Annotated in this window: 24 protein-coding genes; 13 read left to right on the top strand and 11 right to left on the bottom strand. The window is 61.2% G+C overall.

The features are described 5' to 3' along the window. Positions 1 to 194 precede the first annotated feature (194 nt). The 3 genes from ABIT12_RS07680 to ABIT12_RS07670 all read left to right on the top strand — a co-directional run bounded on the left by ABIT12_RS07680 (position 195) and on the right by ABIT12_RS07670 (position 2,575). Positions 195 to 992, top strand: coding sequence for a ThuA domain-containing protein (locus ABIT12_RS07680; RefSeq protein WP_348044959.1), 798 nt, complete (start codon positions 195 to 197; stop codon positions 990 to 992). Positions 993 to 1,005: 13 nt separating this feature from the next. Then, positions 1,006 to 2,055, top strand: coding sequence for a Gfo/Idh/MocA family oxidoreductase (locus ABIT12_RS07675; protein WP_348044957.1), 1,050 nt, complete (start codon positions 1,006 to 1,008; stop codon positions 2,053 to 2,055). 268 nt (positions 2,056 to 2,323) lie between these two features. Next, on the top strand, positions 2,324 to 2,575 hold the full coding sequence (locus ABIT12_RS07670; protein WP_348044955.1) for a GlsB/YeaQ/YmgE family stress response membrane protein: 252 nt from the start codon (positions 2,324 to 2,326) through the stop codon (positions 2,573 to 2,575). 189 nt (positions 2,576 to 2,764) lie between these two features. Here ABIT12_RS07670 and ABIT12_RS07665 read toward each other — a convergent pair whose 3' ends face one another. Then, entirely contained in the window at positions 2,765 to 4,381 is a 1,617-nt protein-coding gene (locus tag ABIT12_RS07665; RefSeq protein ID WP_348044953.1) for a 5'-nucleotidase C-terminal domain-containing protein, read from the bottom strand. A 286-nt stretch (positions 4,382 to 4,667) separates the two neighbouring features. Here ABIT12_RS07665 and ABIT12_RS07660 point away from each other — a divergent pair, with 286 nt between their 5' ends. The 3 genes from ABIT12_RS07660 (at position 4,668) to ABIT12_RS07650 (ending at position 6,471) form a co-directional block, all read left to right on the top strand. After that, a complete protein-coding gene (locus ABIT12_RS07660; RefSeq protein ID WP_348044951.1) occupies positions 4,668 to 5,105 on the top strand; it encodes a GtrA family protein in 438 nt (145 codons plus the stop codon). Positions 5,106 to 5,117: 12 nt separating this feature from the next. Next, positions 5,118 to 5,744 (top strand): class I SAM-dependent methyltransferase, encoded by a 627-nt coding sequence (locus tag ABIT12_RS07655; protein ID WP_348044948.1) that lies wholly within the window; start codon positions 5,118 to 5,120, stop codon positions 5,742 to 5,744. Positions 5,745 to 5,820: 76 nt separating this feature from the next. Then, entirely contained in the window at positions 5,821 to 6,471 is a 651-nt protein-coding gene (locus ABIT12_RS07650) for a ThuA domain-containing protein (RefSeq protein WP_348044944.1), read from the top strand. Between the two features lie 197 nt (positions 6,472 to 6,668). Here the strand turns inward: ABIT12_RS07650 and ABIT12_RS07645 are convergent, their stop codons facing one another. Beyond that, a complete protein-coding gene (locus ABIT12_RS07645) occupies positions 6,669 to 7,307 on the bottom strand; it encodes a DUF1109 domain-containing protein (protein ID WP_348044942.1) in 639 nt (212 codons plus the stop codon). Further along, the gene (locus tag ABIT12_RS07640) at positions 7,297 to 7,857 is read right to left on the bottom strand and encodes a sigma-70 family RNA polymerase sigma factor (protein ID WP_348044940.1); all 561 of its coding nucleotides are present in this window, start codon (positions 7,855 to 7,857) and stop codon (positions 7,297 to 7,299) included. Before ABIT12_RS07640 ends, ABIT12_RS07645 begins: the two co-directional genes overlap by 11 nt. 187 nt (positions 7,858 to 8,044) lie before the next feature. On the opposite strand from ABIT12_RS07640, the gene ABIT12_RS07635 reads away from it, so the two are divergent. The 3 genes from ABIT12_RS07635 to ABIT12_RS07625 all read left to right on the top strand — a co-directional run bounded on the left by ABIT12_RS07635 (position 8,045) and on the right by ABIT12_RS07625 (position 10,190). Next, positions 8,045 to 8,419 carry a hypothetical protein gene (locus ABIT12_RS07635; RefSeq protein ID WP_348044938.1) on the top strand — a complete coding sequence of 125 codons (375 nt, stop codon included), beginning with the start codon at positions 8,045 to 8,047 and terminating at the stop codon, positions 8,417 to 8,419. An 89-nt stretch (positions 8,420 to 8,508) separates the two neighbouring features. Continuing rightward, positions 8,509 to 9,375 carry a cytochrome b/b6 domain-containing protein gene (locus ABIT12_RS07630; protein WP_348044936.1) on the top strand — a complete coding sequence of 289 codons (867 nt, stop codon included), beginning with the start codon at positions 8,509 to 8,511 and terminating at the stop codon, positions 9,373 to 9,375. 23 nt (positions 9,376 to 9,398) lie between these two features. Beyond that, a complete protein-coding gene (locus ABIT12_RS07625) occupies positions 9,399 to 10,190 on the top strand; it encodes a molybdopterin-dependent oxidoreductase (protein ID WP_348044991.1) in 792 nt (263 codons plus the stop codon). Between the two features lie 240 nt (positions 10,191 to 10,430). Here the strand turns inward: ABIT12_RS07625 and ABIT12_RS07620 are convergent, their stop codons facing one another. Beyond that, a complete protein-coding gene (locus tag ABIT12_RS07620) occupies positions 10,431 to 10,901 on the bottom strand; it encodes an SRPBCC family protein (RefSeq protein WP_348044934.1) in 471 nt (156 codons plus the stop codon). Then, positions 10,898 to 11,236, bottom strand: coding sequence for a metalloregulator ArsR/SmtB family transcription factor (locus ABIT12_RS07615; protein ID WP_348044932.1), 339 nt, complete (start codon positions 11,234 to 11,236; stop codon positions 10,898 to 10,900). Before ABIT12_RS07615 ends, ABIT12_RS07620 begins: the two co-directional genes overlap by 4 nt. Positions 11,237 to 11,967: 731 nt before the next feature. Between ABIT12_RS07615 and ABIT12_RS07610 the strand changes: the two genes are divergently transcribed. Beyond that, a complete protein-coding gene (locus ABIT12_RS07610) occupies positions 11,968 to 13,425 on the top strand; it encodes a DEAD/DEAH box helicase (protein ID WP_407065603.1) in 1,458 nt (485 codons plus the stop codon). 106 nt (positions 13,426 to 13,531) lie between these two features. Further along, on the top strand, positions 13,532 to 14,398 hold the full coding sequence (locus ABIT12_RS07605) for a 2-dehydropantoate 2-reductase (RefSeq protein WP_348044928.1): 867 nt from the start codon (positions 13,532 to 13,534) through the stop codon (positions 14,396 to 14,398). On the opposite strand, the gene ABIT12_RS07600 is transcribed toward ABIT12_RS07605, so the two are convergent. The 6 genes from ABIT12_RS07600 to puuE form a co-directional block, all read right to left on the bottom strand. Further along, entirely contained in the window at positions 14,395 to 15,252 is an 858-nt protein-coding gene (locus ABIT12_RS07600) for an intradiol ring-cleavage dioxygenase (protein WP_348044926.1), read from the bottom strand. The two genes, ABIT12_RS07605 and ABIT12_RS07600, sit on opposite strands and share 4 nt — an antisense overlap. A gap of 350 nt (positions 15,253 to 15,602) precedes the next feature. Then, the gene (locus ABIT12_RS07595; protein WP_348044989.1) at positions 15,603 to 16,226 is read right to left on the bottom strand and encodes a nucleoside deaminase; all 624 of its coding nucleotides are present in this window, start codon (positions 16,224 to 16,226) and stop codon (positions 15,603 to 15,605) included. A gap of 73 nt (positions 16,227 to 16,299) precedes the next feature. Next, positions 16,300 to 17,097, bottom strand: coding sequence for an META domain-containing protein (locus tag ABIT12_RS07590; protein ID WP_348044924.1), 798 nt, complete (start codon positions 17,095 to 17,097; stop codon positions 16,300 to 16,302). Positions 17,098 to 17,175: 78 nt separating this feature from the next. Further along, positions 17,176 to 17,670, bottom strand: coding sequence for an ureidoglycolate lyase (locus ABIT12_RS07585; RefSeq protein WP_348044922.1), 495 nt, complete (start codon positions 17,668 to 17,670; stop codon positions 17,176 to 17,178). Next, a complete protein-coding gene (locus tag ABIT12_RS07580) occupies positions 17,670 to 18,494 on the bottom strand; it encodes a bifunctional allantoicase/(S)-ureidoglycine aminohydrolase (RefSeq protein ID WP_348044920.1) in 825 nt (274 codons plus the stop codon). The genes ABIT12_RS07585 and ABIT12_RS07580 overlap by 1 nt, the downstream gene beginning before the upstream one ends. Positions 18,495 to 18,579: 85 nt before the next feature. Next, entirely contained in the window at positions 18,580 to 19,995 is a 1,416-nt protein-coding gene (gene puuE / locus ABIT12_RS07575; protein ID WP_348044918.1) for an allantoinase PuuE, read from the bottom strand. A gap of 159 nt (positions 19,996 to 20,154) precedes the next feature. On the opposite strand from puuE, the gene uraH reads away from it, so the two are divergent. Further along, complete coding sequence (uraH, locus tag ABIT12_RS07570; RefSeq protein ID WP_348044916.1) at positions 20,155 to 20,511, top strand: hydroxyisourate hydrolase; 357 nt, start codon at positions 20,155 to 20,157, stop codon at positions 20,509 to 20,511. Positions 20,512 to 20,520: 9 nt separating this feature from the next. Continuing rightward, positions 20,521 to 21,987, top strand: coding sequence for a xanthine dehydrogenase small subunit (xdhA, locus tag ABIT12_RS07565; protein ID WP_348044914.1), 1,467 nt, complete (start codon positions 20,521 to 20,523; stop codon positions 21,985 to 21,987). Positions 21,988 to 22,163 lie beyond the last annotated feature (176 nt).

Raw genomic sequence — 22,163 nt, 5'->3', positions numbered from 1 at the left:
CGGTTGATCGACTTGATCCATTAAATGCAGCTGTGACGCCGATGATGCATCGTGCGCCACACTTGCGGCACAGTTGCTACCCACAGATTTCTCATCTTCGGCGCATCTAGGCGCCATTTCCAGCTCCGTCCCCAGCGCCTCCCAAGACCTGCGGACCGGGCTTTCACAGCAGCGACGATTTACAGGAGACGACAATGGCGATCCGGGCTCTGGTTTGGGGCGAAAACCTTCACGAACAGAAAAACAAGGCAGTTGCCGAGAATTATCCCATCGGCATGCATGGCCAGATCGCCAAGCTGCTGAGCGAGGACAAGAATATTTCGGTGTCCACCGTGACGCTGCAGGATCCGGAACATGGGCTGAGCGAAGCCAGGCTCAATGAAACCGACGTGCTGCTGTGGTGGGGCCATGCGGCCCACGACATGGTGGATGACGTGATCGTCAAGCGCGTCATGGAACGCGTCTGGCAGGGCATGGGCTTGATCGTTCTGCACTCCGGCCACCACTCCAAGGTGTTCAAGGGGCTGATGGGCACGCCGGCCAACCTGCACTGGCGCGAAGCGGGCGAACGCGAGCGCCTGTGGGTGGTCAATCCGGGGCACCCGATCGCCAAGGGCCTGGGCGAATATTTCGAACTCGAATACGAAGAAATGTACGGCGAACCCTTCTCGGTGCCGGAGCCGCTGGAAACTGTGTTCGTCAGCTGGTTCCAGGGCGGCGAAGTGTTCCGGTCGGGCCTGACCTATCGTCGCGGCGCCGGCAATATCTTCTACTTCCGCCCCGGCCACGAAACCTATCCGACCTATCACGATGCCAATGTGGGCAAGGTGCTGCGCAATTCGGTCAACTGGGCGTTCAATGCCGATCGCCACGCCGAACTGATGAAGGCGCCGAACACGCCGGTTGCCAGCTCGATCGAACCACTGGTCGAACGCGGCGCCAAGCTTACCAATGCTGATCATGCCGGCGAAGTCGCTGGCGCCAAGAAGTAACGGGATTACGATTATGCGTCTGCTTATTCTGGGCACCGGTGGCATGGCCCACCAGCATGCCAAACACTTTGCGGCAATTCCCGGCGTCACCCTGGTGGGCGGCGTCGATGTCGATCCGGCGCGCGTCGAAGCCTTCGGCAAGGTCCACAATATCCCGCGCGGCTTTGCCTCGCTGGAAGCCGCCTTGGCGTGGGGCGAATTCGATGCCATCGCCAACGTGACGCCCGACAGCGTGCATTATGCCACCTCGATGGCTGCCATCGCGGCCGGCAAGCATGTGTTCTGCGAAAAGCCTTTGGCGACTGATCACGGCAAGGCCGTGGAAATGACAGAAGCGGCCGAAAAAGCCGGCATTGTCGCGATGGTAAACCTCACCTATCGCAACGTCGCCCAGTTGCAGCGGGCGCGCGCCATCGTGCAGTCCGGCGCCATCGGCAAGGTCAAGCATGTGGAAGCCAGCTATCTGCAAAGCTGGCTGGTGTCGAAGGCCTGGGGCGATTGGCGCACGGAAAGCCAGTGGCTGTGGCGCCTCAGCAAGAAGCACGGCTCCAATGGGGTGCTGGGTGATATCGGCGTGCATATCCTGGACTTCGCCGTCTACGGCGCCGGCTCGGATATCGACCGGGTGTTCTGCCGGTTGCAGACTTTCGAGAAGGCCGAGAACAACAAGATCGGCGAATACGAACTGGATGCCAATGACAGCTTTGCCATGTCGATCCAGCTCGAAAACGGCGCGCTGGGCGTGGTCCATGCCACCCGCTGGGCGACTGGCCACATGAACGAGTTGCGCCTGCGCGTCTATGGCGAACTGGGTTCGGTGGAAGTACAGCACCGCCATGACGGCTCCAGGTTGCTGACCTGCCTTGGCCCGGATGCTGAAACCGGCACCTGGACCGAAATGGAATGCGATCCGGTGCCCACCAATTATGAGCGGTTCTACGCCGCCGTGCAGGATGGCAAGACCGCCGAGCCCTCATTCCGCCATGCCACCAATCTGCAGAAGGTGCTGGATCTGGCGACAGTGACGGATACCGACCGCCGCGAGCACGCCGTCAACGCCTAGGCTGCGGTTTGAAATTAGAAAGGGCCCGCTTCGGCGGGCCTTTTTGTTTTGGTGACTGCTGAACAACCCCCTCCCTTCCCTCCCCGCAAGGGGGCGGGTGGCATCGAGTATTAGGCGAAATGCTGCCACATCCACGGCGTTCACCCTCACCCTTGCGGGGAGGGAAGGGAGGGGGGTTGGGCACGACGACGGCGGATTTTCCCCCACCATCTTGCATTCCCCTCAAACATCACGATCTATCGCTCGAACGCATTTTTGGAGCAGCGCAATGGGCATTCTCTGGAGCATCATTATTGGTTTTCTGGCGGGCCTGATCGCCAAATGGATCACCCCGGGCGATCACAAGCCGCAGGGCTTTATCCTGACCACGGTGCTGGGCATCGTCGGCTCGGTTTTGGCGACGTGGCTGGGTCAACAGATCGGCTGGTATCACTTTGGCGACGGCGCCGGGTTCCTGGCGTCGGTCGTCGGTGCAGTAATCATTTTGCTGGCCTGGGGCCAGATCGCCCGTCGGGCTTAGGCTCGACCCTTATCTCCCCTCTCCCTCCCACCGGACTTCCTTCTCCCCTTGAGGGAGAAGGTGCCCGAAGGGCGGATGAGGGGTCGTTTGCTTTACGTGCAGTGTATGCGAAGGCCACCCTCACCCTGAAATTCTGCTGGACGCAGAATTTCTGTCCCTCTCCCGCAAGGGGAGAGGGTAGGCTTGAACTCAGCTCTTCACCTCTGTAATTCGCCCATCAGTCGTCGCCGCAATCGAGCCGCCCTGCTTGGCGATGTAGTCGGCCAGCACGTCTTCGAGCGGCGGGCCAAAGTCATAGGGGTCGATGGCGTTGGAGCCGAACAGCGCATAGCCGTCGCCGCCGCCGCGCACATAGTTATTGGTGACCACGCCATAGGTCTTGGCCGGATCGAGCGGCACGTACGCATCGCCTTCCTTGACCTGCACCGAGATCACCCGCTTGCCAGCCGGATTGGCCAGGGTGAAATTGTATTTCAGCCCCGCCACCTGCGGGAAACGGCCAGCGCCGTTTTCGATATCGCTGAGACCGTTTTCGAGCGAAGCCAGCAGGTCGGCGCCGGTGATCTTGAAAGTCGCCAGCGTGTTGGAGAAGGGCAGCACTGTCAGCACATCGCCCATGGAGATGTCGCCGGCATCGATCGACGCACGGATCCCGCCACCATTCTGGATGGCGATGGTGACGCCCTGGCCGGCGACGCGGTCGAGCATGGCGTCGGCAATCAGGTCGCCCATCTGGCATTCCGCAGCGCGGCAGGTTTCGCGGGCGCCATCAATCGCGGCCGTGGCGTTGCCGACCACCTTTGACAGCACGGCGTCGATGGGGCCCTTGAGCTCGGCGACATCGGCAAGGAAAGTCTCGTCCGGCTTGACACTGGCGTCGAGCAGGATCGGTTCGCCTTCGGCAGCGGTCAGCACGCCCTTGTCGTCCCAGGTGACCTTCAGGTCGCCCAGATATTTGCCATACTGGTTGGCGGTGACAATCGGCACCTTGATGCCATCGGGATTGACGATCCAGGTCGGGTAGGGGCCGGCGGCGTGCTCGGCCACGTTCGACAGCAGCGTATGGGAGTGGCCGCCGACGATCAGGTCGATGCCCGGCACCTGCGCCGCCAGTTGCTGGTCGATAGTGTAGCCGATGTGGCTGAGCACGATGATCTTGTTGACCCCGGCGGCGTCGAGCGCCTCGACCGCACCGCGCACGTAATTGGCGACATTGCCAAATTCCACATCCTTGCCGGATGAGGAGATATCGGGGGTATCCACCGTGGTGGCGCCGATGATGCCGATCTTTTCACCAGCGACGTCGAGCACAATGGAGCCCTTGATCTTGCCGGCGAGGTCGGGTGACCGGCTGACGTCGAAATTGCCGCCGACAATGGGAAATTTGGCGGCGGCGATGAATTTGGAGAATTCGGCGGGGCCGTCATCGAATTCGTGGTTGCCGGTGGCGACCACATCGAACCCCATCTGGTTCATGAAGTCGGATACCACCTTGGATTTGTAGGTGGTGTAAAACAGCGAGCCTTGGAAATTGTCGCCGGCCGACAACAGGATCGAATTGGCGCCCGCGGCCTTGAACTCGGCGCGCTTGGCGTCGATTTCGGTTTTCAGGCGGGCTATGCCGCCAAAACATTCGCCCTTGGTTTCGCCCTCGGCATTGCAATTACTGTCGCTGCCGGTGATCGATTCAAACCGGGAGTGGAAGTCGTTGATGTGCAAAATATTGAGCGTGAAGTCGGCGTAGGCGGCCCCTGACAGGCCGGCAAACATAGTCAGCGCCGTGGCGCCGAGAAGTAGCTTTCGCATCGCTGTCATCCCTCGTGCTGTGATCGCGGCAGGTAGATCAGGCGCAAATCAGCCTGTTCGGCCGCAGAGGTCAGCCAGTTAAGCAGGCATTTGTGACAAGCAAAAGCGCTCATTCGATCACTTCGGCGAAGACCGGACAGGGCAGGCCTGCGCTGGTGGGGGTTCAGCATTCCTCAACCATGCCGCATAGAATCCGGGCGCGATTTGGAAGTTTAAGCCAAATCGCAAGCTCGCCCGCGTATGCCGGGCAGGTGCGCCCAAACCTGTCTGCCCAAGGAATTGCCCAATGAATGTTGCCCTGCAAAGCCTGATGCCAGATACGCGGTCCGAACCTGCCGGCCGCACGGTGCTCGAAGGGCTTCTGTTGTTTGTCGGCATTGGCGCGGGGGCCGCGTTCGGGTTCGTGGTGCTGTCCAATCTGATGCTGGCACTGCCGACCGGGCTGGCCAACTGGCTGGTGAGCGCTCTGTGCTACGCCGAGTTCATCGTGCCGGTTTATCTGATGCATCGCCGGTTTTCCTTCGACTCCAGCGCGCCGCACTATCAGGCGCTGCCGCGTTATGTTGCCGTGCAGGCAATGGCGCTGCTGCTGGCCACGGCATTTTCCTATCTGGTCTACGGCATGCTGGTGGTTCCAACGCTTGTTGCATCGATGCTGGTGATTGCGCTGACATCGGGCGTCAATTTCATCATATTGCGGACTTGGGCGTTCGCCCGAGTTTGAGGGGCGCCGTCCATGCTGGTCAAAGGCGCTAAATCGCTGCTGAACGTCGCGCATGACAAAGCCGTTTTTGGCCGTCGCGTCGCGGTCCTCTCGCAAAAACTTGCTGATGCCATTCCCGGTTCGGGCCGAGTGCTCGATTTGGGCTGTGGTGACGGGCAGATCGCGGCGTCGATCATGGCTCGGCGTCCGGACCTCAGCATCGAAGGCGTCGATGTATTGGTGCGGCCAAAGACGCATATTCCAGTGACGAAATATGATGGCAACGTTTTGCCGTTTGCCGACAACAGCTTTGATTTCGTGACCATTGTCGATGTGCTGCACCATACCGATGATCCGGCGGCGGTTCTGACTGAGGCGGCACGGGTGGCGAGGCAGGGCGTGGTGATCAAGGATCACCTGCGCGAAGGCGTGCTGGCTGGGCCGACGCTGCGGCTGATGGATTGGGTCGGCAATCGCGGCCATGACGTGCGCCTGCCGTATAACTATCTCACTCTGGCCGAGTGGAGCGCAGCCTTCGAGCGCGCCGGATTGGTCGGGCAGGGCATGGATGACCGGTTGGGGCTTTATCCCGCCCCGCTGTCCTGGTTGTTCGAGCGCGACCTGCATTTTATTGCGCTGCTGGCGCCGCGGGCCGATTAGGGCCGCTGCCGTTTCTGGCTTTCAATCGACGCCCGTTGCGCTAAGTTCCCCGCGTTTGATTTGCGGGGAATTTCATATGCGCAGTGCGTTGATCGTTTATGGTGGCTGGTCCGGGCATGATCCGGAAGAATGTGCGGCAATCTACCGGCGCTGGCTGCACGAAGATGGTTATTCGGTGCGGATGGCGACTGAAACCTCGGCCTTTGCCGATCCATCGATCCATGATCTGTCGCTGATCGTGCCGATTTTCACCATGTCGGAAATCCAGGACGAAGAGGTCAAGAACCTCACCAAGGCCGTCGAGAATGGTGTCGGCATTGCCGGCCATCATGGCGGCATGAGCGATGCGTTCCGCAAGGCGGTGGACTACCAGTTCATGGTTGGCGGGCAGTGGGTGCAGCATCCGGGCAATATTATCGACTACACCGTCGATGTGACCAAGCCGGAAGACCCGATCATGGCGGGGATCAAGTCGTTCCCCTACACCTCAGAGCAGTATTACATGCATGTCGACCCCTCCAACGAGGTACTGGCGACCACGACCTTTACCGGTGAGCACGCCGCCTGGATCAATGGTGTGATCATGCCGGTGGTGTGGAAGCGCATGCACGGCAAAGGCAAGGTCTTCCATATGACCCTGGGCCACGCCGCCAAGGAATTCGAGGATTCCAACATGGCCACGATCATGCGCCGCGGCATGAACTGGGCGGCCAAGTCCGAAGGCTAACTCATTTCACGCTTGCGTTGCAGTACCCAAAAACGCGGTGTCATACCGGCGAAGGCCGGTACCCATCTTGAGATTTCGGGATGGGCCCCGGCCTGCGCCGGGGTGACAATCGAGTGCTGGGGTGCTTCATTTACAACTGGAAACGGTCCAGCCCAGTAGCCCTCATGGTGAGCTTGTCGAACCACGAGGGCGTGCCACTACCACCGCAGCACGAAGCGCCCGATCACCGCACCGAGCGCCGAAACCACCGCAATCCCCAACGAGTACCACAGCAGCAGGAACATCATTCCGTCCTCGCCGCAGTGGAACGAATAGACCCATGCGCCGGCGCCGCCGGCAAATAGTCCCGCGGCAAGCCCGGCCAGCGTCGGGTTGCCTGGCGCCAGCTGTCGCATGGCCAGCAGCACACCAGCCAGTATCGGCAGCGAAAGGGCTACGATGTACCACGGGCAGACCATGGCGGAACCGCCCATCATCAGGTGATGTCGCAGCGCCGGGTCGGCGCCGTACATCTGCATGAAAGCGATCGCGGCCAGCAGGATCACCAATAGCCCCGCGCCCAGCCATGGCAGCTTTGTCCGGCCCTCGGGGCGCGACAGCACGAAGGTGCCGACGGCGCCCAGAATTGCGAGCGCCAGCGTGTAGCCGAACTTGGTCCAGAATACCGGCAGCATGAACGCCTGCGGATAATCGCTGCGCAGGCCGAGCATCATGTGCATCGAGAGCGCTGCAACCACCAGGCCAACACCCAGTGCGCCCAGCAGCAGGTAGCGCACGGCATGGCGCGGCACCGGCTTGAGGTCGGCACTGAGGCGCGCGATCAAATCATCGGTCATCGCTGCCTCCGGAGAATCTGGCGACGAGGGACCTGAGGCCGCGATGGATCGACACCTTGGCAGCGGTTTCGCTGATGCCGATCTGTTCGGCGGCTTCGGCAATGCTGGCGCCCTCGACGCGCACCTTGCGGATCAGCGCTTCGGTGCGCGGCGGCACGGTTTGCAGCACTACATCAAGGTCACGCTTGGCGGTGGCGTCGGCGGCTTCGTCGCGAGCAAAGATCGGTGCATCGTCTTCCAGCGGCACGGTGATGCGCAGCTTGTGGCGGCGGACGTGATCGACAAATTTATGATGCGCCACCGCGTGGAGCCAGGCGGTGAACGGACGGTCGCGCTCATAGGACATGCGCCGCGTATGAATGGCCAGCAATGTGTCCTGCACGAGATCCTCCGCGTATGACGCGTGGGCAGCATGAAGCCGCCGGGTGAAATAGGGGCGTAAGTGACGGCCAAGCTCACTCAACAGAGTGCGATAGGCCGCCGCGTCGCCGTCGAGCGATGCGATCATCAACGTGCGCAGATGCGCCTCGGTGGTGTCGTGTCCGCTCATTACCCCTCATTCGCTCGGATTGCTTCTATGGTTACAGCGACTTGGGGCAAATGGGCAGCATGTTTTTCGGCCGCAGGGAGTTCTTCCGCAAAATTTTTCGTAATCCACGTAACCGAGTTGCTGGGCCAGGCGAATGGAGGACCATGAACCACGTCGAACGGGCGTGGTCGCCATCAGGAGAAACTCAATGTCCAAAACCCTTCGCGGCCTGTCCCTTCCAGTTCTCGCTTTGCTGCTCGCCGTGGCCGGCGGCGTTTCCAGTTATGCCGAAGACAAGATGGCGCCAGCCGCTGATGCCATGGCGCCTGCTGCCGATGCGATGGCCCCGGCCGCCGACGCAATGGCACCGATGGCGCCGATGAGCGACGAAGATCTGAAGACGTGCATGGATCAGACCGCCATGATCACCTTCCCCGACGTGATGATGGCCGCCCAAGGCGCCTGCAAGGCGATGAAGGACGGCACCCTCCACGACATAATGAACTCGATGATGGCCCCAGACGCCATGGCTCCGGCTGACGCAATGGCACCAGCCGCTGACGCAATGGCTCCGGCTAAGTAACTTTTATGTGATCGCCGACGAATGCCCTGCGGAGTACCGTTGCTACGGGGACGACGCGGGGCACTCAACCAAAGCGTCGGGAGGGCAAAATGACAAGCATATCGGACGACACCGTCGTGCCGGAGGTCAAACCGGCCAAGGGGCCGCTGATCTATCGGCAATCGATTTTTACCCGCCTGACGCATTGGACCTGGGCGATCTGCCTGTTCTTCCTGCTGCTGACGGGGTTGGGTATTTTCAACGCCCATCCATCGCTCAATATCGGGCAGGAGAGCGGCTTTGAATACGACAATGCCATTCTCGAATTTTATGCGGTGAACACCGATGCCGGCCCGCGCGGCAAGACCAAGCTGTTTGGCCATGAGTTCGACACCACCGGCATTTTTGGCATGAGCGGACCGGACGATCGGCCGCAGTTCCGTGGCTTTCCGGCGCCGGTGACCATCCCCTCGTTCACCGATCTGGCGACCAGCCGTGTCATCCACTTCTTTTTTGCCTGGTTGTTCGTGGCAACGATGTTCGTCTGGTTTCTGGCCAGCTTTATCAATGGCCATATCAAGCGCGACATCATCGTGCGACCCAGGGATATCGCTGGCGTGCCCAAGGACATTGTTGATCACGCGACGCTGAATTTTCACCGTGGCCGCACCTATGGTCCGCTGCAGCGCATTGCCTATTTCGGCGTGTTCTTCATCCTGTTTCCGTTGATCATCCTGACCGGCCTGTCGATGTCGCCGGGCTTCAATTCCATCACCCCATGGTTGCTCGATATCTTCGGCGGTCGCCAGACCGCGCGCACCATCCATTTCATCACCATGGCGCTGCTGGTGGGCTTTTTCATCATCCACATCATCATGGTTCTTGCCGCCGGGCCGATCAATGAACTGCGTTCAATGATCACCGGGTGGTATCGCGCCAGCCCCGGCACGCCGGTCAAGCCAGGAGAGAAGCCATGAGCGGTTTTCAGCGAGAAAAAATCATGAGCGGTTTTCAGCTCAATCGCCGCCGCTTTCTCACCGGCGCTGCTGCCACCGGTTCGTCGCTGCTGCTGGCTGGTTGCGACCAGTTCGATTTTCTCAGCGCCCGCGACAATCAGGTGCGCGATATTGTCGAGATGGCCAATACGCTGACCTACAAGGTGCAGCGGCAGTTGATCGGCACGCAGGCGCTGGCCCGTGAATTCTCCTCCAGCGAAATCCGCCAGGGCCAGCGCGCCAATGGCTCGACCGATCCGACCACGCCGGAATATCTGGCGATGAAGGCCAACAATTTTGCCGATTATAAATTGCAGATCATCGGCATGGTCGAACAGCCGCTGAGCTTTAGCCTCGATGAGCTGCGCAACATGCCCGCCAAAAGCCAGATCACCCGGCACGATTGCGTGGAAGGCTGGAGCTGCATCGCCAAATGGACCGGCACGCCGCTCGGCCCGCTGCTGGACATGGCGCGGGTCAAGCCGACCGCGCGCTTTGCGGTCTATCACTGCATGGACAATATCCAGAAATCGTTGTCCGGCGACATCATCTATTATGAAAGCTCGGACCTGATCGATGCCTACCATCCGCAATCGATCCTGTCTTATGGGCTCAATGATCAGGTGTTGCCGGTGGCCAATGGCGCCCCGATCCGCCTGCGCATCGAGCGGGCACTGGGCTACAAGCAGCCCAAATACCTGCACACCATCGAACTGGTCGATGACCTGACCCCCTTCGGCAAGGGTCACGGCGGCTATTGGGAAGACAATGGCTATGACTGGTATGGCGGGATCTAGAGATCGGACTCTAGTGCTTTCCCAATCACCGGCCTGTACCTCCCCCTTGACGGGGGAGGCTAGGTGGGGGTGTGCAGAGCCACGATGTCAACTGATAGCGACCGGACTCTCATCCCCACCCTTGATCCCCTGCCATTCGCTTACGCTCAGGCTTTCTCAGCTCAAATCGCTCCACAGGAGCGATTTGTCCCGCCGGGTCGCATCGAAGCCCCGCAAGGGGGAGGGTGACGAATGCGAACCTTACTGCACCTGCCGCTCAACCCGCTTGGCCAATTGCCCGATCACCGTCCCCCAGCCATCGAAGAACCCCAGTTCCTCGTGCATTTTACGATCCGCATCGGACTTGTGCATCACCTCGGACGTGTATTCCGTACCATCGGCATGGTCGCGAAAGCTGATGATCGCGGTGATGAACGGCTGGGCTGCGGGTCGCCAGCCGCCGGTCAGCGCATTGGTGAAGACGATGCGGTCCATCGCGTCGATGGCGAGGAAACATCCGTTGAGATGGGGCGTAAAGTCGCCGCCGTTTTCGCTGATCAGCGTCTGAAAACCGCCGCCCGGCGTCAGGTTCCATTCCGTGACGCGGCACAGCGCCGGCTCGGGAATCCACCATTGCTCGAAACTGCGCGGGTCGGTCCACGCATCCCATACTGCGGCCCGTGGTGCCTTGATGATGCGGGTGATGGTGAGGTCGAGATCGGGATTACTCATGTCGGTTTATCCTTGTTTTGCTGGTTCAGCACGAACTGCTCCAACCGGTCGGTGCGGCCTTCCCACACGGCGCGTTGATCCTTCAGCCAGCCATCGATGGCGGCGAACTGTTGCTGCTCGATGCTGCAGGTGCGCACCCGGCCCTGCTTGTGCGTGCGGATCAGCCCCGCATCTTCGAGAAAATGAATGTGCTTCATGAACGAGGGCAGGGCCATGGCAAACGGCTCCGCCAGATCGCTGATGCTGGCCGGGCCAGTGCCCAGCCGTCCAAGCACCGCCCGGCGGGTCGGGTCGGCCAGAGCCTGGAAGATGCTGTCGAGCGGATGGTGATCCATAAGGCTAAGTATCAGGGTTATGATGCTTAGCGCAAGGGCTAAGTGTTCCTGCGGTCCCATTGCCTGCGCACCAACCGCAACAAATCCCCCTCCCCACACACTCGTGCCATACTCCACCCATCAGTCTTGCCGGACGGTGTTGCAACGGCCAATGACAAGACGACTGCCGGGAGAGGTGAGGACCGTGCTCGCCTTGGGCGTATGGGCCATGAGCCTGGACAGCGCAAAGTCCGGCACTGAGCGTCATCGCCATAAATCCCGGCGTTCCGAGGCGCACGGTGTTTCATCTATTAAATTATCCAAGAGACGCCATGCGCCTCGGGACCCGTCCATCTCTCAAACCCGGAGGCCATCGCCGTCCGGCGCTATTTTACGCCCCCGCAGCCCAGCCATGCAGACCCCAAACCGCAATTGCCTTGCTATTTCAGCCACCTTGCCCCATATGACGCTCATCGGCACTGGCATCGTGCGTCAGCAATGACAGCACACCGCCTTAAATATGTGACGGACTTCTCTTCTTATCGACCAATGCGGTGAGCGGCGAAGTATCCCGGAAGACGACCATCCGGGGAAAGCCAGCACCCGCGCGATAGCTCAATTTATCGCCCGTTTGCACCTTGTGAACCCGCTTGTCCATGTGGACAGGCGCTGCGTGCGCCTCGTTGGACGGCGCGCCAATTGAAAGACTATTTGATTTGACCACCAATTTTAAAGACCTTGGACTGCCGGAAATGCTGGTTGGCTCGCTTGAGCGCGCCGGCTTCACCGTGCCGACCAAAATCCAGGCGGAAGCCATTCCGCACCTGCTGCAGGGCAAGGATCTGATGGGCATTGCCCAGACCGGCTCCGGCAAGACCGCAGCGTTCGCCATGCCGATCCTGGCTGGCATTCTCACCCTCACCGGCCGCCCGCGTCCCGGCACTGCCCGGGCGCTGATCCTGGCGCCGACCCGCGAACTGGCCGTGCAGATCGATGAAGCGATCCGCAAGTTTGCCGCCACCGAAATGCGCCTGCAGACCGTGCTCGTGCTCGGCGGCGTGTCGCGCTACCATCAGGTGCAGCGCATTGCCAAGGGCGTCGACGTGATCGTTGCCACTCCTGGCCGCCTCAAGGACCTGATGGACGACGGCAAGGTCAAGCTCAACGAAACCCGTTGGCTGGTGCTCGACGAAGCCGACCGGATGCTGGACATGGGCTTCATCGCCCCGGTCAAGCATATCGCCAAGGCGATCGGTCCGCGCCGCCAGACCATGATGTTCTCCGCCACCATGGCGCCTGAAGTTGCCGATCTGGCCAAGGGCCTGCTCAATGAGCCGATCCGCGTCGATGCCAATGTGCAGGGCCAGACCGTGGTCAAGATCGAGCAGAGCGTCATCCTGTCGGGTGCCAAGGCCAAGCGCGGCGTGCTGAACGGGCTGCTGGAAGATTCGGCGCTGGAACGCGTCATCATCTTCTCGCGCACCAAGCATGGCGCTGACCGCGTCGCCAAGAACCTCGAGATCGACGGCCACAAGGCTGCCGCCATCCATGGCAACAAGAGCCAGAACGCTCGCCAGGCAGCCCTCAAGGGCTTTGCCTCGGGTCAGGTTCGCCTGCTGGTCGCCACCGATATCGCCGCGCGCGGCATCGACGTTCCCGGCATCACCCACGTCATCAATTACGAACTGCCAGACGATCCGGAGAACTATGTTCACCGTATTGGCCGGACCGGTCGTAACGGCGCATCGGGCATCGCCATTACCCTTTGCGACAGCACCGAGCGTGACAAGCTGCGCGATGTCGAACGCCTGATCCGCAAGAGCCTGCCGGTTTCCGGCGATCTGCATCTGGCCAATGATACCGGCGTGGTGGAAGCACCCCGCTCGGCATACAAGAAGCCGGGCAATGGTCCGAGCCAGCGCTCGCCGCGCAATCCCAAGGCAACCGGCGATCGTCGGTCGCCGGCAGAACGTCGCCCGTTTGCTGCTTTCAGCGATGGTTCGGCCAAGCCCACGGCGCGCCAACTGGCAGAAGCGCCGCGCCACGAAGGTCAGGCCACCCGCGTGCGTCGCGATAGCGAAACCGGCAAGCCAATGGGCGCCAAGCCTGTCGGTGCGCCGAAGCAGCGTTGGGGCAAGTCGCAGAAGGATGCCGCCAAGTCGACGCGTCGTCCCGAAGGCGGCGATCGCCCGCGCGGCCGCGTCGCCTGATCGCAGGCGAGTTTGAAGTTTGAGAAAGGCGGCCCGTGGCCGCCTTTTTCTTTATCCCCATGCGGTGCTCGCTGCGCTATCCTGCGCACTGTTTCGGGGAAAGCCTATGGTCAGTATTGCAGTGATCGGCCCGGGGGCCGTCGGTGGGACAGTGGCGGCCTGGCTGGCGCAGAACGCCGATTATCAAGTGACGGTCTGTGCGCGGACAGCGTTTGCCGAACTGGTTGTCGAAACGCCGGACGGGGTCATTTCGGCTTCGCCCATGGTGTTGACCGATCCGGGCAAGGCGCCGCCGGTCGACTGGGTGCTGATCGCCACCAAGGCCTATGATGTTGCTTCGGTGCAGCCGTGGCTAATCGGATTGGTTGGGCCGCAGACCCGCGTCGCGGTGCTGCAAAACGGGGTGGAGCAGGTTGCTCGCTTTGCGCCTGTGCTGCCGATGCAGATCATCGTGCCGGTGGTGGTGGACGTACCCGCTATTCGCACCGCACCTGGCCGCATCACCCAGCATCGCTATGGAATGCTGATTGTTCCGGCAGGGCCGAATGGTCAGGCCTTCGTGGAGCTGTTTGGCCACACCCCGATTGCCGCCAGAGCCACCGAGGAGTTCGTCTCCCGCGCCTGGCTCAAGCTGGCCTATAATTGCGCCGGTGCGGCCTCGGCACTGACGTTGCGGTCGACCGGGCCGGTCTGGAGCGATGGGCTGGCCGAAATCATCGGCGGGCTGGTGGGCGAGTGTGTTGCGGTGGCGCGCGCCGAAGGGGCGGATCTTGGGCCGGATGTGGTGGATGTGGTGGTCGAGAATGCCCGCACCATGCCGGCCGGCGCCATCAACTCCATGCATGCCGACCGATTGGCCGGGCGGCCGATGGAGTTTGATGCGCGCAACGGGGTGATCGTGCGGCTGGGGTTCGGGCACGGCATCGCCACGCCGATGAACGCCATGGTCGTGGCGCTCTTGGCTGCGTGCTAGACGCCGGGGACCAGCGAGCCGCGCGAGCCGCTCGCGCCTGCCGGGGCAGCGATGCCGGCATCAGGTCGCGGGCCGGCGGGGCGATTTCCGGATTGGGTGGCGCCACCGACCGGCATGCCCATCGAGGTGGCATTGGGATCGACGCCGATGATCATGGCCACCAGATATTCGGCCTCCATTTCCTTGACATAGGCGAAGGAGGCGCGGGTAGCCTGGGCGGCGATGTTGTCATTGCTGTTGAGCGTATCGCGCTCGGCGCCGCGATCCGAATAGGGCGGGACATTGAGGTAGATGTACTCGCTCAGCGCATCGGGGAAAAAGATCTGGCCCGTCAGGATGTTGGTCGTGTCGAGGAACACCTTGAAGTGCACATGGGTGGTGCGGCCGCGATACCAGCCCGGATAGGTGGTGACGAATTCGGCAATGCCGGACACATTGGTGAACACCGTCCCGCGCATGAAGGTCTGGCCGGTGGTGTCGGTGGTGCCGTCATTGCCCTGGTTGGCATAGCCCGAATAAAGCCCGGTGGCGTCGGCATGCCAGATGTCGACGCGGGCGCCGGACATCGGCGCGCAGGTGGCATCGACCACTTGCAGCTTGATGCGGGTGGGCACGCCGGGACGCCCTTCGGTGATATCGAGCCGCTCCATCTTCGGATCGAAGTAATATGGGCCTTCAGTCACTTCAGGGGTGATGACGCAGACATCGGCACCCGGCATCAGCGTCGTCGTCTGGGCCGCGGTAGCGCCGGTTTCAGCAGCAAAGGCCTGCTGGCTCAGCATGGCGCCGCCCGCCGCGGTGATGGCAACCAGCGACAGGGCCTGTCGGCGGTTCATGGTGGTTTTGTCGGTCATGCTAGATCCCCGTTGATGATCTCGATGGGAGTTAGATAGGGGCGATGCGGGCAAAATCGTCGTTACAAAGCAGAGAGCTGGATGACGTTTTGGTAAGTCGTCAGCGCAGGACCGCCATGCGGCCGGTCGGGTGGTTGGATCAAGATGAACGAATTATAAACGGCGCTGTCAAACAGAGTTCAGGGTCAGTGCGTTATGCAGCGGATATCACTTCGGGGACCGCACAAATTGACCCAGCTTGTACTCACCGCGATGTTCGCCATCGCCCTCAGTTTCCTGACCTTTGCCGCTTCGTTCGCCGAAGTGCCGCGCAGCGAATTCGTCGGCAATTCCATGAGCCACCAATAGGCTCAGGCCAGCGGAATGCCCTTGCTGCCCTTGTCGGCCTGATAGATGGCCGACAGATCGGCATACAGCGCCGTCAGATCATCAAACCGGCTGAGCAGCAGTTCACGATTGCCGCGATCAAGGCTGGCAATCATCTGCGCGATATTGTGGCTGGTCCAATATTGATTGCTGCGATTGTACAGCGGCCGGTCGGGCGAGACGGTGCCGGTCTCCGGATCAGGCACTGCGTAAACACCCTTGAGGATCTGGATATCGTAGGGAATGGCGAAGCTGTCGCGGCTGTCTTCGTGGCTGAACAAGTAATAGAAATTGTCGAATCCGGTCCAGGTAATGCCCGAAAGACACAGCGAGCAGGGCTCGTGGGTGGCAAGGAACAGGCAATCTTTCGGGTCGGGCCGATCAGCCGGATCGAGTTCGAAGAAGCGCTTGATGGCATGCATTTCGCCGTGCCACAGCGGATTTTCGATTTCGTTATTGGTTTCCGCGACTACCACCGACCAGTCGGATTTGCGCAGAATGGCGGCGCCGAACAGCTTGTTGCCCTTGGTCACGCCCTTGCGGGTCTTGGGGGCAATGTCGTTCTCGATGACATCGATGAAGCGTTCGATCAGCGCGGCAGTGTCCATCATGACCCCTTGTTTGCGCCCAACGCTAAACAGGTTTGGGCCAAGGTCAATGCGACGCGGTTGATTTTGCCTGCTATTCTGCCGGTGCCATGCGCAAGAGGGGCTTGCCGTCGGCGCCGAGCAGGTCCAGTTCGCTCTTGTCCAACTGGTAGCTGGAGACATTGGCAAAGGCTGCGAACAGGGCGGCTTCCTGCACCATGACATCGGGCGCACAGGCCATCCGCGTCGCGGCAAGGGCGCCAAAGCTCAGCGCCTCGCCGTCGAAGGCGGCTTCGGTGAAGTAATTGTTGCAGCCGGCATTGCCGCCCGCCCGGCGATCCGGGGCGATGGAAAAGGTAATGTCGGTTTCAGGCAGCGCCGGATTGCCAGCAATCATCTGGACCCGCCACAGCGTATCGAACAGCGAGTCCACGGCGAGTTCGGCCGGAATAGCGGGAGAAATGATGATGATCTGAGGCTCGTCTGCAGCGACCAGATTGACGATGAGCGACAGGCCCGCGGCCCCTGCTGGATCGATCGGCAATGGTTGGGCGCTGCGGAACCAGACCCGGTTATCGGCGGTGATCTCGGCGATCAGCCCATAATGGCCGCCGGACCTGGCGACATCGGATTTGACCGAGAGGTCGAACTGCAGTGGCACCTGGCCAGTGCTGCCGATACCGGCGGTGGCAGCGACAATGCTCTGGCCGCCCGGATTGTCCAGGTCGATCAGGGCGACGCGCAAGGTGGCATTGGTGGGCAGGGCGATGCGCTCGCGGTAGGTCACTTCGCCGGTGAAATGCACCGCCAGACCAGATGCAGCCGCGGCTAATGTGACACTGGCAAGACTGAGGACCAGAAAACCGAGCAGTCGCACAAGATATCGAACCATAGCGCTCTCCCTTCGCTGCCTGCGAGTTTAGAACGACCGGGCGGCGCGGCCTAGTAGATTGTGCCTAGAAGGTAAAGCTCAGGCTTGCTCTGCAATGAGATAGGGCTGATCGAAGGTGAATTCTTCGAGGTTATTGCCCTCACCACCGCGATCGACAACGACAAAGTCGCTGACCACGCTGAGCGTGGTCAAGACGCCGTGCCAGGTATTCATGGCGATGTTGACGCCTTGTCCGAGGGCGGGACGGAAAGCGCGCAGGCGGACTGGTGTGCCGCTATCGTCTTCGGCGACAATGACCAGCCACGATGGTTGTGCCAGCGGATAGAACGCCTGGCTGCCCAGAGGGTGGCGTTCCACCAGCAACAGGCTCAGTGGCAAGGCATAGGGCTGGCCGCGAAAGATCGAGATCAGTGGCCGCGCATGCACGCCGCCGAGTTCGACCCTGGCGAGGTCGTGATAGCGCTCGGTCATGCCGTTGTTGATCGGATAATGATGGGCGCCGTCCAGCTCGATCACCTGACCAAACGGCGCAAAGGCCACCGCGGTCAGGGGTTCGATCGGAATGGTGTTCATCAGCGCAGGCCCAGCTTCATGTGACGATTGACGTCCTTGTACAGCAGATAGCGGAAGCGGTTGGGACCGGCGTAGCAAGCCTGCGGGCAGAAGGCGCGGAGCCACATGACATCGCCGGCTTCCACCTCGACCCAGTCGCGGTTGAGCCGATAGACCGCCTTGCCTTCGAGCACGTAAAGACCGTGTTCCATGACATGGGTTTCCTCGAAGGGAATGTTGGCGCCCGGTTCGAGGGTGACGATGTTGACGTGCATGTCGTGGCGCATGTCGTTGGGATCGACGAAGCGGGTGGTGCCCCAGGTGTTGTTGGTGCCGGCCATCCAGATGATCGGTTCGTCCTGTTCGTTGGCGACAAAGGGGGCAGGCACGGCGATGCCCTCGACCACTTCGTAGCGTTTGCGAACCCAATGAAACCGAACGGGGACGGCGCCCTTGTTCACCAGCGTCCAGACACAGCCGGGTGGCAGGAAGGCATAACCGCCTGGCTTGAGCAGGTGGGACTTGCCTTCGATGGTGACAGTCGCCTGGCCGTCAACCACGAACAGCACACCCTCGGCAGTCGGATCGGGTTCCGGCTTCTCGCTGCCCCCACCGGGCATGACTTCCATGATGTACTGCGAAAACGTCTCGGAAAAACCGGACAGCGGGCGGGCGATCACCCAGCAGCGCTCGTCACGCCAGTTCGGCAGATAGCTGGTGACGATATCGGTCATCACCCCGCGTGGAATCACCGCATAGGCTTCGGTGAACACGGCGCGGCCGGTATGCAGCGCGCTTTGCGGCGGCAGGCCGCCGGCAGGGGAGGCGTAGGTTGAATCAGCCATCAGGTCTTCGGTCCAAAATGTTGGTGCGACACTAGTGCGTCATTGGCGGGTAGGCCAAGTCCAAACGGCAGCGCCGATCGATGTTTCAGCCCAGCATGGCGTCGAGACGTAACCGTGCGATGCGTTCCACCTGGGTACAGGCGATGGCGAATTCGGTTTCGGCATTGTTGCCGATACGGGTCTGGAAGGCCGCAAGGATCGACGCCTTTGTATTGTCCTTGACCGCAATGATAAACGGGAAGCCGAATTTGGCGACATAAGCTGCATTGAGATCGGTGAATGCCTGATGCTCCTCCGCAGTCAAAGCATCGAGCCCCGCTGAAGCCTGTTCCTCCGTCGAGGCGGCCGTCAGCCGCCTGGCGGCGGCGAGTTTGCCGGCAAGGTCGGGGTGGGCGCGCAGCACGGCGAGGCGTTCAGCATCGGTAGCCATCCGGAACTGGGTCCGCAGGGCGAAATGCAGGCCAACGGCGGTGTCGTTGACGGGAGCGAGTTCACCCTCCCAGGCGCGCTCGGCAATCCAGGGGGAGTGCTCGAAGATCGAGCCGAACGTTTCGACGAACGCTGGTTTGTCCAGTTCCGAGGGTATCATCGCCGGGGCGACATAGGGATGCTCCCTGGCCCAGTGCTCGGCGATGGCAAGACGAGTCGGCACCCAGACCTTGTCGAAGCTCTTGATATAATCGACGAACTTCCTGAGCCCCTGATAGCGCCCCGGTTGACCCACCAGCCGGCAATGCAGGCCGATCGACATCATCTTGGGCGAGCCGGCCTGGCCTTCGGCATACAGCGCGTCGAAACTGTCCTTGAGGAACTGGAAGTATTCCTCGCCGGTGTTGAACCCGGGCGCGGTGACGAAGCGCATGTCATTGGCACTGAGCGTATAGGGGATGATCAGCTGCGGCTGCCCCTTGTGAACGCGCCAATAGGGCAGGTCATCATCATAGGTATCGGAGACATAGGCGAAGCCACCGGCCTCCGAGACCAGATCGACGGTGTTGAGCGAGGAACGGCCGGTGTACCAGCCGAGCGGGCGCGAACCAGTGGCCAAGGTATGGATGCGGATAGCCTCGGCAATCTGCTGACGCTCGATTTCGGGCGGCATGTCCTTGTGCTGCACCCATTTATAGCCGTGGCTGGCGATTTCCCAGCCAGCCTCCATCATGGCTTCGAGTTGGGCCGGGGCGCGCATCAGCGCGGTGGCCACGCCGTAAATGGTGACGGGCAGATCGGCTTCGGTGAACAACCGGTGCAGCCGCCAGAAGCCGGCGCGGGCGCCGTATTCGTACATCGATTCCACATTGGCGTGGCGCTGGTCTGGCCAGGGGACCGAGCCAAGCACGTCAACCAGGAAGGCTTCCGAAGCCGCATCGCCATGCAGGATGTTGTTTTCGCCGCCTTCTTCGTAGTTCAGCACGAACTGCACGGCGACGTGGGCGCCGCCGGGCCAGTTGGCATTTGGCGGGTTCTGGCCGTAGCCTTGCATGTCGCGGGGGTAGCGCATCGCGGATTCTCACATTGTTCGAGCGAAGTTTAGCGGCTGGCTGTGTGACAGCAAGATGCACAAAAATAGACCAGTTGGTAAAAAATAGGCGAGCACCCCCTTGGAACGGACTGAAAATTGGTTAGTCTGTCCACTTGGGGAAATGAAGGATAGCAGCCAATGGCGGGTCTCGGACGCCTGACGACGCACGTTCTGGATACCATGCACGGCAAGCCGGCGCGGGGTATGCGGATCGATTTGCTGTTCGTGCATGGCGATCATAACCACCACATCACCGACAGCTATACCAATGCTGATGGCCGGGTGGACCGGCCGCTGCTGGACGCCGATCAGTTCCAGCACGGCGTTTATGAAATCCACTTCCACGTCGGCCAGTATTTCGAGCGGCTCGGAGTCGAGCTGGAGAATCCGTTCCTTGAGGTGGTGCCGATCCGGTTTTCGGTGACCGAGGACGCGCACTATCATGTGCCGCTGCTGGTCAGCCCCTTTGCCTATTCGACGTATCGGGGGAGTTAGGCGTAAGCCATGACGGACATCCGCAAGTCGATCCGCTTCATCCTCAATGACGAGGAAATCAATCTGACCGATGTGACGCCAACACAGATGTTGTTGGATTTTCTGCGGCTCCGACAGCGTTTGCGTGGTTCCAAGGAAGGTTGCGCCGAAGGCGATTGCGGGGCCTGCACCGTACTGGTGGGGCGGCTTTCCGGCGATGAGATCATTTATGACTCGGTGACGGCGTGCATCCGCTTCGTGGCCAGTCTTGATGGCTGCCATGTGGTGACCGTCGAACATCTGGCGGCCAAGGATGGCACGCTGCACCCCGTACAACAGGCAATGGTGGATCACCATGGCTCGCAGTGCGGCTTTTGCACGCCGGGCTTTGTAATGAGCCTATATGGGTTGTGGATGCGCGATCCCAATCCGTCGACGCCGTCGATCGAAAAGGCATTGCAGGGCAATCTCTGCCGTTGCACCGGCTATGCGCCGATCATCCGAGCGGCCAAGGCGATTTCCTCGTATGGCGCGCCGGAAGCCGATCCGCTGCGGGCCGAGCGGATTGCGATCAAGGCGCGGATCATGGCGCTCAATGATGGGTCGCGGGTGGATTTTGGCGAGGGCAAGGGTCGCATCGTCGTTCCGGCCACTCTCGATGATTTTGCCGCCGCCTATGAGGCGGCGCCTGAGGCGCGGATCGTGGCCGGCTCGACCGATGTCGGGCTATGGGTCACCAAGTTCATGCGCGATATCGGGCCGGCGATGTTCATCGGCAATGTACCCGAACTGCGGCGGATTGCCGAGAACGACAGCGAAGTGCGGCTCTATGCCGGGGTGAGCTATTCCGAGGCGCGTCCGGCCATGGTTGGGGCTTTCCCACAGCTAGCCGAATTCTGGGACCGGATTGCCGGTGAACAAATGCGCAATATGGGCACCGTGGGCGGCAATATCGCCAATGGCTCACCCATTGGCGACACACCGCCGGTGTTGATTGCGCTGGGCGCCAAGTTGGGACTGCGCAAGGGCGAGCATCGGCGCGAGATCAAGCTCGAAGATTTCTTCATCGCCTATGGCAAGCAGGACCGGCAGCCCGGCGAGTTCGTCGAGAGCGTTACCATTCCGCGCCTGCCGGTGGGCGAGCAGTTTGCCGTCTACAAGATTTCCAAGCGGCGCGACGAAGACATTTCGGCACTGTGCGGAGCGTTTCGGATTTTCGTCAATGACGCCGGTATCGTCGGCATGGCCCGGATTGCCTTTGGCGGCATGGCGGCAACGCCGAAGCGCGCCAAGACGGTTGAGGCGGCGATTGTCGGCAAGCCATGGACACTGGAAACTGTCGAGGCGGCCATTGCCGCTTTTGTCGAGGATTACCAGCCGATCAGCGACATGCGGGCGTCAGCGGAATACCGGCTGACGGTGGCGCAGAACCTGCTGCGGCGGTTCCATGCCGAGACGACTGGCAATGGCCAGCAGTTGAAGCGGGCGGTGGCGTGATGGGTACGTGCACAAACATTTCTTGTCTCCCTTCTCCCCTTGAGGGACTTCGACGCGACGCCGAAAGGCGGCAAATCGCTCCGGTGGAGCGATTTGAGCTAGAAGGTGCCCGAAGGGCGGATGAGGGGTCCTACACCCTCGATAAGATCAAGGTATGGGTTGGCGCAGCACCCCTC

This window comes from Devosia sp. (assembly GCF_039927955.1).
GTDB lineage: Bacteria > Pseudomonadota > Alphaproteobacteria > Rhizobiales > Devosiaceae > Devosia.
Note: the sequence above shows the minus strand (reverse complement) of the source record. Positions and strands in the feature narration are given on the sequence as shown.